The organism is Nonomuraea fastidiosa (genome assembly GCF_042751225.1).
Taxonomy (GTDB): Bacteria; Actinomycetota; Actinomycetes; order Streptosporangiales; family Streptosporangiaceae; genus Nonomuraea; species Nonomuraea fastidiosa.
In genome coordinates, this window is the sequence record NZ_CP170570.1 from 6,437,058 (window position 1) to 6,452,573 (window position 15,516).

Consider the following 15,516-nt stretch of genomic DNA (forward strand, 5'->3'; position numbering starts at 1 on the left):
CTGATCAGAGACGCCGCAGCCGCTTCCCGAGGAGCTCTCCGTTCTTCGCCTTCTGGCCTCCGAGCAGGTACACCTTCAGCCGGGTGTTTCCCGCCAGCGGGGCGAGGTCGAGGCCAGGAGGGCACGCCGCTAGCGACAGCGCCCGCAGCTCGGGCAGCTCTGCCAGGGGCGAGAGGTCTCCCACCGGCGTTTCCACGAGCTGGAGGTCGCGCAGCGTCCGGCAGGCAGCGAGGGGCGAGAGGTCATTCAGACAGGGGACGCGGAAGAAGGCGAGCTGGGTGACGCCGGTGTGGCCGAGCGCGTCAAGACCGGTGAGGCGATCCTGGCGCCCTATCGCCAGGAACTCTAGGGCGGGGGCGCGCTCGACGAGATCGCGGACCGAGGCCATGAGCGGCGTGCCGTAGATCGCCAGCGACCGCATCCGGTCCAGCGGGGGCAGGCACTCCCACGTGGTCAGGGAAGAGGCGTCTGCTATTTCCAGGTGTTCGAGCCCGATGAGGTGGTTGAGGAGAGCGACGCCGGAGCCGGACGGCACATGACCCAGACTGAGCGAGGAGAGGCGCGGCAGGTCCGCCAGAAATTCCAGGCACTCCGCGCTGCCCACGGAAAGGTCCGTCAGCGCACTGAGCCGGCGCAGGACGGAGACCCCCGCCGCGTCGATGACGCTGTTCACGTTGAGCCGGGTCAGCGTCGTGCGGTGGGCGAGCAGCGGCTCCAGATCTCGCACCGCCGGCATGACGATGTGGATGTACTCCTGCGGTGGCAGCCCGCGCACGGCTTCCATCTGCCCAGCCGTGGTCACGAGGAGCCGGCGCGGGCTCTTCACAGCGGAGATCACCCGCCGGGCGTAGGCATGCGGTTCGAAGTATCGCCAGCCGTCCACCAGCTCCTCCTGGACCCGCTCATCACGGGCATACCCGGCCAGCAGGTCCAGTGCGGCGGGTCCATTGATCATTTGCGCGGTTGCGGTGCAGGCGCGGGCGACGGCGGGAGAGAGGCCGCTCAGGTCCTTCGGGAGGCGGTCCACAACCACCTGGCCGGCCAGGGACAAAGAGCGGGCCGCACTGATGTCCCTCGGCGGGATGAGGTCGTCCAGGCATTTGTCCACGGCCTCGCGGAGGCGCTCCGGGACCGAGGGCAAGGTTTCCAGGCAGGCGCAGACGACGATCTTGAGGCGGCGGGCGCGGCGGGGTTCGGTGGCGATGCGGTGCAGCAGCCCCTCCAGCAGGGCCTCGCGCAGGGGGCCGTTCGCGTGGCCGGCGGCCATCACCACGACCTCACGCCACTGATCACGATGGGCGTTGGAGACCAGCGGCTCCACATCACCGACCTCGGCGGCGGCCCGCGCCGTCAGGTACTCCTGCACGGTCCGGTGCACGAAGTCGATCCGCCCTTCCACAGGTTCGCGGATGACGCCGCTCCGGGCGAGCAGGTAGTCGAGCACCTGCCCGCCGTCGGCACGCACGCGGGGCATCGTGGCGACCACCCGGTCGACGTACCCCCGCGCCGCCTGCTTGGACAGCTCGACCCGGTTGGTGACGGACAGCTGCCAGGCCAGCTCCTGCAGCACCTGGAGCTTCTGCGCCCGGTTCAGGTGCAGCTCGCCGTAGCTGGGGATGACCCGCTCGGCGTCCCTGCGTTCGAGCAGCATCTCCAGCGCCGCCGCGTACAGGCCCATGCGGTCGGGCGGGAGCTGGGAGGTGCGGTCGAGGTTGAGCGCGCAGAGCATGGAGGCGAGCAGCGGGGTGGCGGCCAGGGCGCGCAGGTGCGGGGCGCTCTCCAGGTGGGACAGCAGCCGCTCGCGCACCACGGGCAGTTGCTCGGGCGGGCAGGGCAGGTCGGCGCTGCTTCTGATGGCCTCGTGCCAGTGTTCGATGAGCGCCCGCGTGTCGGCGGGCGTCATGCGTTCGAGGAACGCGGGCGCGAAGCCGTCCTCCTCCAGCCACGCCGCCGACGCGGCAGAGGGGCGGCTGGTGACGAGCACGCGGATCGAGGGGAACTCGGCGAGCAGCCCGCTCAGCCACGGCTTGATGGCCCTGCGCTGGCCGCCGGTGAGCTCGTCGACGCCGTCGATCAGCAGCAGCGCCCGGCCGGATGCGAGCTGCCGGTGCACCCAGCCCGCCGGCATCAGCCCGGCCAGCGGCCCCGCGGTCAGGTCGAGGAACTGTTCCGGTCTCGGCAGCTCGCGGTCGGCGTAGCTGCGCAGCTTCACCAGGAACGGCACGCAGCCGTTCCAGCCGGCCAGCTCGCCTTCGAAGCCGCCCTTGGCGGCGGTGACCGCGAGCCGGCGCAGCAGCGTGCTCTTGCCGCCGCCGGCCTCGCCCCGCAGCAGGATGCGGCGGCCCTGGCCGAGCGCGCTCTCCACGCGCATCGCGGCGAGCTCGTCGGGTACGTCATGCCAGGCGGCGTGCAGGCCGCTCGCGGCGCGCGAGGCCGTCACCGACAGGCTGATGTAGGCCACGCTCAACGACATCCGCGGACGGAACCGCTCGACCCGGACGCCCAGCAGCTCCAGGTTGTCCAGCGTGCGGGAGATGTGCTCCAGGTAGCGGCGGCGGAATTCGGCGTCGAGGTCGGACCCTTCGGGAGCGAACAGGGTGCGCGCGGGTAACCGTTCGAGCATCGCGGCGAGCTGCTCGCCCAGGCCGGTGAGCCGCGACAGCGTCTCGGCGGCGGCGCGCGGCTGGAACTCGGGCAGGTGCCGCACCACCCGGACCAGGCAGTCGCAGCACTCGTCGAGCACGACCTCGTACAGCCGCGCCTGCGGCTCGCTCAGGTCCTTGGAGGCGGGCAGGGCCCTGCGCAGCTCGCGCGCCAGCCGTACGGGGTCGGCGTCGGCGGCGAAGATGGCGCGGTCGGACAGGTCGGCCCGCCCCAGCGCGTCGGTGACCTCGGCGAGCACGACGAGCCGGTCGTCGTCGCCGAGCCCGGGGTACTCGTGACCGCACAGCTTGGTGATCCGCGCGGTCACGGCGTCGGCGATGTCCTCGATCTGCCGCTGCGCCTTGCGGCGGACGAGCTGGTCGGGGAAGCGGGCGCGCATCAGCTCGACGAGCGGCAGCCGGCCGCTCTCGGCCGACGACCTGGCGGCCAGCCAGGCGCGTACGGCCCGCTCGCCGACCGCCGTGCCCGCCTTCAGCGCGGCTGTCTCCCATGCCACCCCGCCATTATCGGGGTCAGCGGAGCGCGGCGGCCTCCGCGGCCAGCTTCTCCACGCGGGCCCAGTCGCCGGCCGCCAGCGCGTCGGCAGGGGTGAGCCAGGTGCCGCCGACGCAGCCGACATTGGGCAGCGCCAGATAGTCGGGGGCGGTGGCCAGGCGGATGCCGCCGGTGGGGCAGAAGCGCACGTCCGGCACCGGGCCGCCGATCGCCTTCAGGTACGGCACGCCGCCCGCCGCCTCGGCGGGGAAGAACTTCATCTCCTTGATGCCGCGCTCGGCCAGCGCCATCACCTCCGAGACGGTGGCCGCGCCCGGCAGGTACGGCACCCCGCTCGAGTCCAGTGCCTCCACCAGCGACGGCGTGGTGCCGGGCGAGACCAGGAACTTCGCGCCGGCCGCGACCGACGCGATGACGTCCTCGGCCGTCCTGACCGTGCCCGCGCCCACCGTGGCCTCCGGCACCTCGGCGGCGATCGCGGCGATGGCCTCGCGCGCGGCGGGCGTGCGCAGGGTCACCTCGATGACCGGCAGCCCCCCGGCGACCAGCGCCCGCGCGAGCGGGACGGCGGTGGACGCGTCCTCGATCACCACGACGGGGATCACGGGGGCGAGATCGAGCAAGCTCATGCGGTTTTCTCTCTCCTCATCGGCACTCATGGAAGAGGCCGTCTCATCCGGGGGCGGTGGTCAGCCCACCAGCTCCCTGCGGGCCCGATGGCTCAGCCAGGCGGCCGCGCCGGTCATGCCCGGCTGGGCCGCCACGATGAGCGACGTCCCGATCCCTGACAGGTAGGCGGCCATGTCGGGGTTGGACTCGAACCGCGTGCGGAAGGCGCTGCCGCGCACGCGCTCCACGATACGGGGCAGCACGCCGCCGGCGAGATAGACCCCGCCCCGCGCGCCGAGCGTCAGCGCCACGTTGCCGGCGAAGCCGCCGAGCAGCGCGCAGAACATCTCGACGGTCTCGGCGCACAGCGAGTCGTCCACCCTGGCCACGATGTCGGCGGCGGTCAGCTCCGGCGCGGTGACGCCGTTCACCAGGGCGAGCGCCCGGTGCAGCCGCACCAGGCCGGGCCCGGACAGCAGGTGCTCGGCCACCACGTGCTCCACGCCCTGCGAGCGCAGCGCGCGGACCACCTCGAACTCGCGCGGCTCCACGACCGGCACCGTGACGTGCCCGCCCTCGCCGGGCACCGGCACCCAGCCCTGCCCGGACGGCACCAGGCCGCCCACGCCGAGCCCCGTGCCGGGGCCGAGCACCGCCTTGACGCCCTCGTCGCCGGGCGGCGGGCCGCCCAGCGAGACGAGCTCGTCGCCCTCCAGGTGGGGCAGCGACACGGCCAGCGCCTCGAAGTCGTTGAGCAGCCGTACGTACGGCACGTCGAGCTCGTGGACGCTGCCCGCCCACGAGGAGTTCGTCAGCCGGTAGCGGTCGCCCTCGATCGGCCCCGCCAGCGCCAGGCAGGCCGCGCCCGGCCTGACACCGCCCGCGTGCTCGGCGAGGTAGGCGGCCATGGCGTCGGGCAGCGTCGGGTAGTCGCGGCCGGGCAGCACCGCCACGTGCGAAGGGCGCGCTCCGAGCGAGGTGACCAGGCCGAACCTGGCGTTGGTCCCTCCGATGTCGGCGACGAGCCACGGAAGGTCAAAGGCACTCACGCATACCTCCGGCGTTCTGGGGCGGCGTCAAGATCGCGCAGCCGATTGCTCCACCGAAGGATGCCACGGCGGCTCACGACCGCCCAGAGGGGGTCGTGAGCACCGCGTCGTACGGGAGGGCGAACGTTCACCGGACCAGTCCGGCGGGCCGCGCGCCGACCGGCGCGCCCGTCTCCAGGTGCGAGGAGCCGGCCTGGGCGGGGAAGCCGAGGCCGGGGCCGTGGTCGGGCGACTCGGCGCCGCTCACGCCGAAGATGCCCGCGCCCTGCTCGGCGTGGCCGGCCATGCGGCGGAACGCGGCGAACAGCTCGCGGCCGGTGCCGACCCACTGGGCGTCGCTCAGCGGCAGGCCCTCGGGCGTGCGCCTGGCCAGCTCCTCGGCCGGCACCAGCAGCTCCAGCGTGCCCTGCGCGGAGTCCAGCCTGATCACGTCGCCGTCGCGTACCAGCGCGATCGGCCCGCCGTCGGCGGCCTCGGGCGACAGGTGGATGGCGGCCGGCACCTTGCCGGACGCGCCCGACATGCGGCCGTCGGTGACGATCGCCACCCGCTGCCCCCTGTCGAGCAGCACGGCCAGCGGCGGGGTGAGCTTGTGCAGCTCCGGCATGCCGTTCGCGCTGGGGCCCTGGTAGCGGATGACCGCCACGAAGTCCTGGCCGTCCAGCTCGCCCGCCTCGAACGCCTTCAGCAGCTCGAGCTGGTCGTCGAACACCTTGGCCGGCGCCTCGATCACCAGGTGCTCGGGCTTGACCGCCGACACCTTGCTGACCGCGCGGCCCAGGTTGCCCTCCACCATGTGGATGCCGCCGTCGGGCGCGAACGGGTCGGAGACCGGGCGCAGCACGTCGAGGTCCTTGCTGCCGCCGGTGACCGGCGCCCACACCAGCTCGCCGTCCACCAGCTCCGGCGCCTCCCGGTAGCGGTCCAGGCCGGGGCCGGCCACGGTCATCACGTCGCCGTGCAGCAGCCCCGCGTCCAGCAGGTCGCCGATGAGCACCTGCATGCCGCCGGCCTCGCGGAAGTGGTTCACGTCCGCCTGGCCGTTGGGGTAGACCTTGGTCAGCGACGGCACGACCCGCGACAGGCAGGCCATGTCGTCCCAGGTCAGCACGATGCCCGCGGCGGCGGCCATGGCCACCAGGTGCAGCGTGTGGTTGGTCGAGCCGCCGGTGGCGAGCAGCGCCACGCAGGCGTTCACGATCGTCTTCTCCGTCACCAGCTCGCCGATCGGCGTGTACGCCGGGCCGTGCGCGGTGATCTCCACCGCGCGCCGCCCGGCCGCCTCGGTGAGCGCGTGCCGCAGCTCGGTGTGCGGGTTGACGAACGTCGAACCCGGCAGGTGCAGGCCCATGACCTCCATCAGCGCCTGGTTGGAGTTCGCGGTGCCGTAGAAGGTGCAGGTGCCGGGGGAGTGGTACGACTTCGCCTCGGCGTCGAGCAGCTCGTCCCTGCCGACCTTGCCCTCGGCGAAGAGCTGGCGGGTGCGCGCCTTGACCTTGTTGGGCAGGCCCGAGGTCATCGGCCCGGCCGGCACGAAGATCGCGGGCAGGTGCCCGAAGTGCAGCGCGCCGATGAACAGCCCAGGCACGATCTTGTCGCACACGCCCAGCAGCAGCGCGGCGTCGAACATGTCGTGCGACAGCGCGATCGCGGTCGACAAGGCGATCACGTCACGGCTGTAGAGCGACAGCTCCATGCCCGCGCGGCCCTGCGTGATGCCGTCGCACATGGCGGGCACGCCGCCGGCGACCTGCGCCACGCCGCCCGCCTTGCGCACGGCCCGCTTCAGCTCCGGCGGGTACGTCTCGTACGGCTGGTGCGCGGACAGCATGTCGTTGTAGCTGGTCACGATGGCCACGCCGGGCTTGGCGGTGCCGCGCAGCGCCGGCTTGTCCTCGGCGGGGGCGCCGGCGAAGCCGTGGGCGAGGTTCGCGCAGCCGAGGTGGGCGCGCGCCGGGCCCTTCGCCCGCGCGGCCTCCCCGTCGCGGCGGATCCGCTCCAGGTACGCGGCCCGGCTGGCGGCGCTCCGCTCGGTGATGCGATCGGTGATCTCCTGAATGACGGGGTTCACAGTTCCTCCTCGTGCCAGGCGCGACCGCTGCGGCCGAGCAGCTCGTGGGCTCCGGCGGGGCCAGTGGTTCCTGCGGGGTAGGGCTCGGGCAGCACGGGGTCGGCCTTCCACGCCTCCAGGATCGGATCGATCCAGCGCCAGGCCGCCTCGACCTCGTCGCGCCGCATGAACAGGGTGGGGTTTCCGGCGAGCACGTCGGTCAGCAGCCGCTCGTACGCCTCGGGCACCCGCGTCGTGAACGTCTTGCCGAAGCTCAGCGACAGCGGCACCGGCTTGAGCGTGACCTCGCCCGCGCCCGGCTCCTTGGCCATGATGTGCAGCTCGATGCCCTCCTCCGGCTGCAGCCGCAGCACCAGCCGGTTGGGCGAGCCGCCGGGGAAGATGGAGTGCGGCACGTCCTTGAACTGCACCACGATCTCCGAGCGCCGGTACGGCATGCGCTTGCCGGTGCGCAGGTAGAACGGCACCCCGGCCCAGCGCCAGTTCTTGATCTCGGCCCGGATCGCGGCGAACGTCTCCACCCGGCGCGAGGCCTCGGTCGGCGGCGTCGAGGCGGGCTCGTCCAGATAGCCGGGCATGTCACCGGCGCCGGTGTACTGGCCGCGCACGGTGAAGCGTTCCACTTCGCCGCCCGTGATGGGCCGCAGCGCCTGCAGCACCTTGACCTTCTCGTCGCGGATGGCCTCGCGGTCGTTGCGGGCCGGCGGCTCCATCGCGGTCAGCGTGAGGAGCTGCAGCAGGTGGTTCTGCACCATGTCGCGCAGCGCGCCCGCCTGGTCGTAGTAGCCGCGCCGGCCCGGCGTGCCGACGGTCTCGGCGGCGGTGATCTGGACGTGGTCGATCCACAGGGAGTTCCAGATCGGCTCGAGGAAGGCGTTGGCGAAGCGCAGGACCAGCAGGTTCTGCACCGTCTCCTTGCCCAGGTAGTGGTCGATGCGGAAGATCTGGCGCTCGTCGAAGATCTCGCCGACCTCGTCGTTGATGCGCTGGGCGCTGGCCAGGTCGTGGCCGAGCGGCTTCTCCAGCACCACCCGCGAGCGCGGCGTCACCAGGCCCGCCCGGTGCACCTCGCGGCAGAACGGGCCGAACGTCGCGGGCGGGCTGGCCAGGTAGAAGACGCGGTCGCGCTGCTCGTACCCGGCGAGCAGGCGGCTCAGCGCGCTCCAGCCGGAACGGTTCTGGCCTCCCACGTCCACCGACACGTGGTGCAGGCGGCCGAGGAAGCGCTGCCAGCCGTCCGGGTCGTCCGCCGGCACCTGGCCGCGTACCTCGGCGTCCACCTTGCCGCGGAAGTCGGCGTCGGTCAGCCCGCCCCTGGACATGGCGATGATCCGGGTGTCCGGGGCCAGCCGGCCGTCGCGGTCGCTGTGATACAGCGCGGGGATCAGTTTGCGCATGGACAGGTCGCCGGTACCGCCGAACACGACGAGGTCGGCGGTGTAGGCGACGGCGGGGTCCGCAGGGGTGGGTGCGTCTAGGACGGGGGGACGGACGGGGACACGGTAGGGGCTCCGAACGATGTACCAAGCAAGGACAGAACGGACACTAACGAGAGTTCTGGTCGTACACAAGCGGAGTTTTGGTATTTGAGATAAAAAAGTCTCGACTTTTCATGACAGAACCCCATGTGGTTCACTTAAGCGATGCCTCGACGTACCGCCTCCGGCCTCGCCACGAGCGGCGAGGTGCTCCGCCTCATCCGCAGTGGAGAGGCCGTGACCCGGGCCGACCTCGGCCGGGTGACCGGCCTGTCGCGGCCCGCGGTGCAGCTGCGCGTCGCCGAGCTGCTGGAACGCGGCCTCGTCGTCGAGCGGACGGACGGCCCGTCCACCGGTGGGCGCCCGCCGGTCCGGCTGGAGTTCAACGCCGAGGGCGGCGTCGTGCTGGTGGCGGCGCTCGGCGCCAGCCGCACCCGCGTCGCCGTGTGCGACCTGGCAGCCCGCGAGCTGGTCGGCCGCGAGTTCGCCATGGACGTCGAGCAGGGGCCCGACATCGTGCTGCCGCTGCTCATGGACACCTGGGAAGAGCTGCTCGGTGACCGGCCGCATTCGATGATCCGCGGCGTCGGCATGGGCGTGCCCGCCACCGTCGAGTTCGCGCAGGGCCGCACCGAGAGCGCCCGCGTCATGGCGTCGTGGACCGGCGTGGTCATCCCGCCGATCATCCGCGAGCGCTTCCCCGTTCCCGTGCTCGTGGACAACGACGTGAACGTGCTGGCCATCGGCGAGCACCGCGGCGTCTACCCCGACCTCGACGATCTGATGTTCGTCAAGATCTCCACCCGGATCGGCGCGGGCGTGATCGCCGGAGGCGGCATCCTGCGCGGCGCGCTCGGCGCGGCCGGCGAGATCGGCCACATCCCGGTCATCGACGGCGGCGGCGTGCTGTGCCGCTGCGGCAACTACGACTGCGTCGACTCCGTCGCCAGTGGCACCGCCCTGCTGCGCGACCTGCGCGCCATGGGCAAGGACGTCAAGACGATCGCCGACGTGACGGCGCTCGTACGGGCCGGCGACGCCGAGACCATGGCCACCGTGCGCGAGGCGGGCCGCCGCATCGGCGAGGTGCTCGCGGGCGCGGTCAACATACTCAACCCGTCGGTCGTGGTGCTCGGCGGCGACGTCGCGGAGGCGTTCGGGCCTCTGGTGTCGAGCATCCGCGAGGTCGTCTACCGCCGCTCCACCGCCCTGGCCACCCGCCGCCTGCGCATCGAGCCCAGCAGGCTCGGCGCCGGTGCCGGCATCAGCGGGTGCGCGGTGATGGTGCTCGACCACGTGCTCTCGCCCGAGGCCATCGACGAGACGATGACCCTCGCCTCCCTGCGCCGCGACCGCGCCACCTCCGCCGCGGGCTGATCACAGGTCCCAGCGAGGCTGGGCGCTCTCCCGTACGACGTCGGCGAACCAGCGGTCGTGCGTGACCGCCGGCACGCCGGAAGGGAGTCGTCGGGGCGGGCCTGAGCCGGGACGTCAGCGCAGGCGCTCGCAGTTCTCCGCCACGCGAAGGCGTCAGAGGGCGTCAGGGAGATCAGCAGGTGCACAGCAGGCCGCGCAGCGCCGTCTCCAGGCACAGCGTGGAGCGCGCGGGCCGCGGCCAGGGGAAGCGGACGAGCGTCTCGCCCACCCGTACGGTCGCGCCGTAGCGGTCCAGCTCCCACAGCCACACCTCGTCGGCGGGCTCGCCGAGCCGCCTGGCCACCCCGGCGGCGAGCTGGGCCCGGTGCGCGGCGTTGACGTGGGCGAGCACGCGCTCGGCGACGCCGGCGAGCGGGTCGGGCGCGGCGCCCAGGTACTCGTCGGCGTCGAGCATCCCCGACTCCTGCCCGGTCAGGTACACGACCTGGCCGATGTCCAGCCGGAACAGGCGCGGCGCGCCGGGCGCGCCGAAGCGTTCGAGCGCGTCGAAGAGATTCTCATCCGGGCAGCGCGCCGCGACGGTCACCGCGGCCGCGCGGGCCTGCTCCTGCGGCACCGGCTCCGCCCAGCCCTGCACCTCGATCGACCCGCGCGGATGGGTCGCCGAGCCGAGCCGCCGCATCGAGGTCAGGTTCACCGCGACCACGGCGTCCGACCGCACCCGGTGCAGGGTCTCACCGGGCAGCACGAGCAGCACCGGGCGCCCGCGCTCGTCCACCGCGCCCCGCGCGGGCGAGGGGGCGCCGTCCACGGTCAGCTTGGCGACGTTCGCGGTGGCGGCGAGGGTGCGGACCCGCTCGGGGATCGGGAGCATGGACGCCTCCTTGAGGGCAGCAACTCATATAGGTTAGCCTTACCTAAGTAAGGACTACCTAACCACACGAGGTGAACGTGCGCTACACCGGCCCGAAGGTGCGACTGTCACGTCGCGCGGGCGTCCCGCTGACCAGGAAAGCCGTCCGCTACTTCGAGCAGCGCCCCTACCCGCCGGGCGAGCACGGCCGCAAGACCAACCGCCGCAACACCGGCGACTACGGGCTGCGGCTGATGGAGAAGCAGAAGCTGCGCTGGTACTACGACGTCTCGGAACGCCAGCTCCGCCGCTACTGGGACCTCGCCGTCCGCAAGCCGGGCGCCTCGGGCGCCGAGCTGGTCACGCTGCTGGAGAGCCGCCTGGCCTCGCTCGTGCTGCGCGCCGGGCTGGCCCCGTCGATCTACGCGGCCCGGCAGTACATCAGCCACGGCCACATCGCCGTGGACGGCCGCAAGGTGGACATCCCCAGCTACCTGGTCAAGCCCGGCCAGACCGTCTCCGTACGCGAGCGCTCCCGCAGGATGCAGCCCTTCGTGGCGGCCGCCGAAGGCGTGCACGCCGACGAGCGCACCGCGCCGTACCTGTCGGTCGATCTGCCCGAGCTGCGCTTCACGCTCACCCACCGGCCGGAGCGCGAGCAGATCGCCGTCCCCGTCGACGAGCAGCTCGTGGTGGAGTTCTATTCTCGTTAGCCATGAGCCAAGCGGGAGAGCGTCACGCGAGCTGGCTGGAGCTGTTCTTCGATCTGGTCGTCGTCGTGGCGGTGGTGCAGCTCGCCCATCGCCTGGCCCATCCCACCTGGCCGGACGTGGCGCTCTTCGTGCTGCTCTACTACGCGGTGTGGAACGCGTGGACGTCGCTGACCCTCTACTCCAACGTCCGCGGTGAGAGCGCCGGCGTGCGCAACATGCTGGTCGGCATGGCCGGCATCGCGGTGATGGCCGCCGCCGCGCCGGACGTGGCCCACGAGATGCCCACCGGCGGCACGCACGACGTGTGGTTCATCGGGGCGTACATCATCGCCAGGATCAGCGCCTCGCGCAGCCTGCAGCGCGCCGGCACCGTCCTGACGGCCTGGCCGGCCGCGCAGCTCGGCGCGGGGCTCACGCCGTGGATCGTCTCCTTCTGGGCCGAGGGCACCTGGCGGTACGTGCTGTGGGGCCTCGGCGTCCTCCTCGACCTCGCCTTCTCCATCCTGAGCGGCCGCCGCCCCGACCGGCTGCTGGCCGAAGTGCGCGAGCGGGCCGACAGGGCGGAGGCGCGCATGCTGCGCCGGGCCGCGACCGCCGCCCGCCGCGGCGGCACGGCCGAGGTGCGCCCGCGCCCGGTGCCGCGGGTCGCGCCCGCCGTGCTGGAGCTCGCCCACCTGGGGGAGCGGCTCGGGCTTTTCGTGATCATCGTGCTCGGCGAGGCCGTCATGCAGGTCGTGCTGGCCTCGTCGGGGCACACCTGGGGTCCTGAGCTCGGCCTCGCGGCGCTGGCCGGGTTCGGGCTGATCTGCTCCCTGTGGTGGCTCACCCTCCAGTACGGCCTCAGCGCCGTCCCCGGCGCCACCGAGAGCGGGCTGAAGCCGTACGTGGCGCTGCCCGCGCACTTCGTCATGACGGCGGGCATCACCGCGACCGCGGCCGGGCTCGGCGCGGTGGCCGCCGCGCCCGCCGAGCACCTGCACGGCGGCGTCGGCTGGGTGCTGGGCGGTGGCCTCGCGGTCTACTTCGCCGCCTCCACGGCGGTGGGGCTGGCCATGCGCGCCGAGCGGCGGTGGATCTGGGGCTGGGCGGTGCCCTCCGTGCTCGCCTCGCTGGTCGTGGCGGGGGTGTCGGCGCTGCTGCCGGGATGGCTGGTGGTGGCGCTGCTGCTGATCCCGGCGCTGTGGCTGGTCGCCTACCGGCACCGCCCCGCCGGGGTCTGACTCACCGTACGGGGCTCACCTGCGGCTCTTCTTGGCGCGCGAGCCGTTGCCGTTGTGGCCGTTGCGCCGCGCCTTGGACGACCCGTTCTGCGCCGTGCCGGCGGCGGCCGCCACCGGCACGGCGGTCTGGAGCGCCCGCAGCTCGGCGACCTCCTTGCGCAGCTCGGCCAGCTCCGCGAGGATCCGCTCGGTCTGCGAGGCGGCGTCCTGCTTCTGCGCCACCCGCTCCTCGGCGTTCTCCTCGTCCATGGCGCTCACCACGACGGCGAGGAACAGGTTCAGCACCACGAACGTGCAGACCAGGATGAACGAGGCGAAGAAGATCCACGCCGAAGGGTGCGTGGCCATCACCTCGCGGGCGATGTTGCCCCAGTCGTCGCCCGTCATCGTCTGGTAGAGCGTGAACAGCGAGGTCGGCAGGGTGCCGAAACGGTCGGGCGCGGTCGCACCGTACAGTTTGGTGGCCATCACGGCGGCCACGTACAGCACGAGCGAGAGCAGCACCACGATCGAGCTCATCCCCGGCATCGCCCGCAGCAGCGCCGAGACGACGCGGCGCAGGCTGGGCACGACGGACAGCAGCCGCAGCACCCGCAGGATGCGCAGCGAGCGCAGCACCGACAGGCCGCCGTTGGTGCTGGCGAAGGCGATGCCGACGATGATCGTGTCGAAGATGTTCCAGGGATCGCGCGCGAAGGCGGTGCGCTCGACGTACAGCTTGCCCAGCAGCTCGGCGGCGAAGATGTAGAGCGCCATGTGGTCGACCACGGTCAGCAGGGTCCCGTAGCGCTCGACGACGGCGGGGAAGGTCTCCAGGCCGAGAGTGGCCGCGTTGATCAGGATGACGCCGATGATGAAACGCTGGAAGTACGGGTGCGCGAGAAGGGCGCGCATGCGTTCACGCACGGGGGCAGGCTCCTCAGGGGTGGACATGTGCCTCACCATGATGGCGCAAACATGATCAAGAGGGTGACTGTGGTATAAACCCACCTGACCTTGACCACGTGAGGGGACCACAAACGCATGTCCTATCCCGACTACGGCCCTGGCTACTACGGACCGCCTCCGCAGAGCCATCCCAACGGCACCACGATCCTCGTGCTGGGCATTCTCAGCATCGTGGTGTGCAGCTTCATCGGCCCGTTCGCGTGGGTGATGGGCAACAAGGCACTCAAGGAGATCGACGCCAGCGGTTACTACTACGAGAACCGCAGCCAGATCCAGGCCGGCCGCATCTGCGGCATCATCGGCACGGTCTTCCTCATCCTCGCCGCTCTCTTCGTCGCCTTCATCATCACGATGAGCGTCATCGCGAGCATCAACACGTACTGATCGCGCCGGACGTCTGAGCCCGGCTCACGCGGGACGGCTCCCGCCTGAGCCGGGCTCTTCGCCTTTTCGCGTCACGCCGCCCTCTTGGGCCGTCCGCTAGGCGGGCGGCTCCTGCGCGCCAGACTCCCCGCCGCCGGGCCCGCCGCCGCCGCGCTCCCCACCGCCGGGCTCGCCGCCGCTGGGCTCGCCGCCGCCGGGCTCGCGGCCGAGCGCCCCCAGCCCGGACTCCAGCAGGTCGAAGGCGCGTTCGGCCTGCTCGCGCAGCATGGGAGCGATGCGCTCCCACACCTCGCCCGCGACCATCATGGTCATCGCGCGCTCGCTCAGTATGCGCGTGGTGCCGAGCAGGTGCGCCGCCACGAGGCGCGGCGTCAGGTCGTCAGGGTGCGCGTCGAGCTCCTCGGCCAGCGCCCGCGCCAGCGTCTCCTCCTGCGCGACCGCGATCTCGCGCATGCGGGCCGTCAGCGCCGGGCTGTCATTGACGATCTTCGAGAAGACGTGGCTGCCCTCGTTGAGCCCGTAGCGCCAGTGGCGGGTCTCGATCGCCTCGAGGTAGTCGCGCCGGAACGCGCGCACGATGCTCTCGCCCGGCCGCCGCTCCCGCAGCACCCTCGGCGCCTGCTCCACCACCTCGTCCTGCCGGTCGGCGAACAGGTCCTCCTTCGTGCCGAAGTAGTTGAAGACCGTGTTGACCGAGACGTCGGCGGCCCGCGCCACCTCGGCCACCGTCACGTTGTCGAACCCCCGCGCCATGAAGAGCCCCGTCGCGACGTCGGAGATGCGCTGCCTCGTCGCGCGCTTCTTCCGCTCCCGCAGTCCCTCGGTCATGCCTGCCATCGTACCAAGTTTGCAGTCGCACCAAAATTGTGATTGCTTAAATTTTGGAGGCGATGAAATGAGCATTGAAACATCGGGTCTGAGCAAGACCTTCAAAGGCGGCGTGCAGGCCGTCGCCGGCGTCGACATGACGGTGGAGCCGGGGGAGATCGTCGGCTTCCTCGGCCCCAACGGCGCGGGCAAGACCACGACCATGCGCATGCTGACCACGCTGCTGCGCCCCACCGGCGGCACCGCGACCGTGGCCGGGCACGACCTGGTACGCGAGCCCGCCCAGGTGCGCCGCCGCATCGGCTACGTCGCTCAAGGCAGCGGCCTGCCGCCCGTCAGCCCTCTGAGGGGCGAGCTGGAGCTTCAGGGCATGCTCTACGGGCTCGGCCGCGCCGAGGTCGCCGGCCGCATCACGGACGTGCTGGCGCGGCTCGACCTGACCGGCCTCGCCGACCGCGCGGCCGTGACGCTTTCCGGCGGGCAGCGCCGCCGCTTCGACATCGCGTTCGCGCTGTTGCACGAGCCCGTGCTGCTCTTTCTCGACGAGCCCACCACCGGGCTCGACCCGCAGAGCCGCGCCGGCCTGTGGCAGCACATCCGCTCCCTGCGCGACGAGCGCGGCATGACCGTGTTCCTGACCACCCACTACCTCGACGAGGCCGACGCGCTCTGCGACCGCATCATGATCATGGACGGTGGCCGCATCGTCGCCGAGGGCACCCCCGCCGAGCTGAAGCGCGGCGGGCGCACGCTGGACGACGTCTTCCTCGACATCACCGGCAGGTCGCTGCGCGAGGAGAGCGCGATGAGCGGGCAGGGGGTGTGAC

13 protein-coding genes are annotated in these 15,516 nt (G+C 72.1%); 5 read left to right on the top strand and 8 right to left on the bottom strand.

Going from position 1 to position 15,516, the window contains the following annotated elements:
* Positions 1 to 4 precede the first annotated feature (4 nt).
* The 5 genes from ACFMQL_RS29540 to zwf form a co-directional block, all read right to left on the bottom strand.
* Positions 5 to 3,160, bottom strand: coding sequence for an NACHT domain-containing protein (locus ACFMQL_RS29540; RefSeq protein WP_364053894.1), 3,156 nt, complete (start codon positions 3,158 to 3,160; stop codon positions 5 to 7).
* Between the two features lie 16 nt (positions 3,161 to 3,176).
* The gene (gene eda, locus ACFMQL_RS29545; RefSeq protein WP_364053891.1) at positions 3,177 to 3,788 is read right to left on the bottom strand and encodes a bifunctional 4-hydroxy-2-oxoglutarate aldolase/2-dehydro-3-deoxy-phosphogluconate aldolase; all 612 of its coding nucleotides are present in this window, start codon (positions 3,786 to 3,788) and stop codon (positions 3,177 to 3,179) included.
* A gap of 60 nt (positions 3,789 to 3,848) precedes the next feature.
* The gene (gene glk / locus ACFMQL_RS29550) at positions 3,849 to 4,817 is read right to left on the bottom strand and encodes a glucokinase (protein ID WP_364053888.1); all 969 of its coding nucleotides are present in this window, start codon (positions 4,815 to 4,817) and stop codon (positions 3,849 to 3,851) included.
* A gap of 127 nt (positions 4,818 to 4,944) precedes the next feature.
* The gene (edd, locus tag ACFMQL_RS29555; protein ID WP_378788038.1) at positions 4,945 to 6,888 is read right to left on the bottom strand and encodes a phosphogluconate dehydratase; all 1,944 of its coding nucleotides are present in this window, start codon (positions 6,886 to 6,888) and stop codon (positions 4,945 to 4,947) included.
* Positions 6,885 to 8,312, bottom strand: a complete 1,428-nt coding sequence (zwf, locus tag ACFMQL_RS29560) for a glucose-6-phosphate dehydrogenase (protein ID WP_378788040.1) — start codon at positions 8,310 to 8,312, stop codon at positions 6,885 to 6,887. Before zwf ends, edd begins: the two co-directional genes overlap by 4 nt.
* 219 nt (positions 8,313 to 8,531) lie before the next feature.
* Between zwf and ACFMQL_RS29565 the strand changes: the two genes are divergently transcribed.
* Entirely contained in the window at positions 8,532 to 9,743 is a 1,212-nt protein-coding gene (locus ACFMQL_RS29565) for an ROK family transcriptional regulator (protein WP_364053882.1), read from the top strand.
* Positions 9,744 to 9,915: 172 nt separating this feature from the next.
* Here the strand turns inward: ACFMQL_RS29565 and ACFMQL_RS29570 are convergent, their stop codons facing one another.
* Positions 9,916 to 10,617 carry a DUF2470 domain-containing protein gene (locus ACFMQL_RS29570; protein ID WP_378788042.1) on the bottom strand — a complete coding sequence of 234 codons (702 nt, stop codon included), beginning with the start codon at positions 10,615 to 10,617 and terminating at the stop codon, positions 9,916 to 9,918.
* 77 nt (positions 10,618 to 10,694) lie between these two features.
* Between ACFMQL_RS29570 and rpsD the strand changes: the two genes are divergently transcribed.
* Both rpsD and ACFMQL_RS29580 read left to right on the top strand, forming a co-directional pair.
* Positions 10,695 to 11,309: a 30S ribosomal protein S4 gene (gene rpsD / locus ACFMQL_RS29575; RefSeq protein ID WP_364057464.1), complete on the top strand. Its 615-nt coding sequence runs from the start codon at positions 10,695 to 10,697 to the stop codon at positions 11,307 to 11,309.
* 2 nt (positions 11,310 to 11,311) lie between these two features.
* The gene (locus ACFMQL_RS29580) at positions 11,312 to 12,529 is read left to right on the top strand and encodes a low temperature requirement protein A (protein WP_364053876.1); all 1,218 of its coding nucleotides are present in this window, start codon (positions 11,312 to 11,314) and stop codon (positions 12,527 to 12,529) included.
* 15 nt (positions 12,530 to 12,544) lie between these two features.
* Here the strand turns inward: ACFMQL_RS29580 and ACFMQL_RS29585 are convergent, their stop codons facing one another.
* The gene (locus ACFMQL_RS29585; protein ID WP_378788044.1) at positions 12,545 to 13,435 is read right to left on the bottom strand and encodes an ion transporter; all 891 of its coding nucleotides are present in this window, start codon (positions 13,433 to 13,435) and stop codon (positions 12,545 to 12,547) included.
* A 117-nt stretch (positions 13,436 to 13,552) separates the two neighbouring features.
* Between ACFMQL_RS29585 and ACFMQL_RS29590 the strand changes: the two genes are divergently transcribed.
* Entirely contained in the window at positions 13,553 to 13,861 is a 309-nt protein-coding gene (locus tag ACFMQL_RS29590; protein WP_364053870.1) for a DUF4190 domain-containing protein, read from the top strand.
* A 96-nt stretch (positions 13,862 to 13,957) separates the two neighbouring features.
* Here the strand turns inward: ACFMQL_RS29590 and ACFMQL_RS29595 are convergent, their stop codons facing one another.
* The gene (locus tag ACFMQL_RS29595) at positions 13,958 to 14,689 is read right to left on the bottom strand and encodes a TetR/AcrR family transcriptional regulator (RefSeq protein WP_364053867.1); all 732 of its coding nucleotides are present in this window, start codon (positions 14,687 to 14,689) and stop codon (positions 13,958 to 13,960) included.
* A 67-nt stretch (positions 14,690 to 14,756) separates the two neighbouring features.
* Between ACFMQL_RS29595 and ACFMQL_RS29600 the strand changes: the two genes are divergently transcribed.
* Positions 14,757 to 15,515: an ABC transporter ATP-binding protein gene (locus tag ACFMQL_RS29600; protein WP_378788046.1), complete on the top strand. Its 759-nt coding sequence runs from the start codon at positions 14,757 to 14,759 to the stop codon at positions 15,513 to 15,515.
* The last annotated feature ends 1 nt before the right edge of the window (position 15,516 follow it).

What these genes read in the sequence shown, in the direction of transcription:
- ACFMQL_RS29570 (WP_378788042.1), bottom strand. Translation starts at nt 10,617, where the DNA reads ATGCTCCCGATCCCCGAGCGGGTCCGCACCCTCGCCGCCACCGCGAAC.
- ACFMQL_RS29565 (WP_364053882.1), top strand. Translation starts at nt 8,532, where the DNA reads ATGCCTCGACGTACCGCCTCCGGCCTCGCCACGAGCGGCGAGGTGCTC.
- ACFMQL_RS29590 (WP_364053870.1), top strand. Translation starts at nt 13,553, where the DNA reads ATGTCCTATCCCGACTACGGCCCTGGCTACTACGGACCGCCTCCGCAG.
- eda (WP_364053891.1), bottom strand. Translation starts at nt 3,788, where the DNA reads ATGAGCTTGCTCGATCTCGCCCCCGTGATCCCCGTCGTGGTGATCGAG.
- ACFMQL_RS29595 (WP_364053867.1), bottom strand. Translation starts at nt 14,689, where the DNA reads ATGACCGAGGGACTGCGGGAGCGGAAGAAGCGCGCGACGAGGCAGCGC.
- ACFMQL_RS29600 (WP_378788046.1), top strand. Translation starts at nt 14,757, where the DNA reads ATGAGCATTGAAACATCGGGTCTGAGCAAGACCTTCAAAGGCGGCGTG.
- ACFMQL_RS29580 (WP_364053876.1), top strand. Translation starts at nt 11,312, where the DNA reads ATGAGCCAAGCGGGAGAGCGTCACGCGAGCTGGCTGGAGCTGTTCTTC.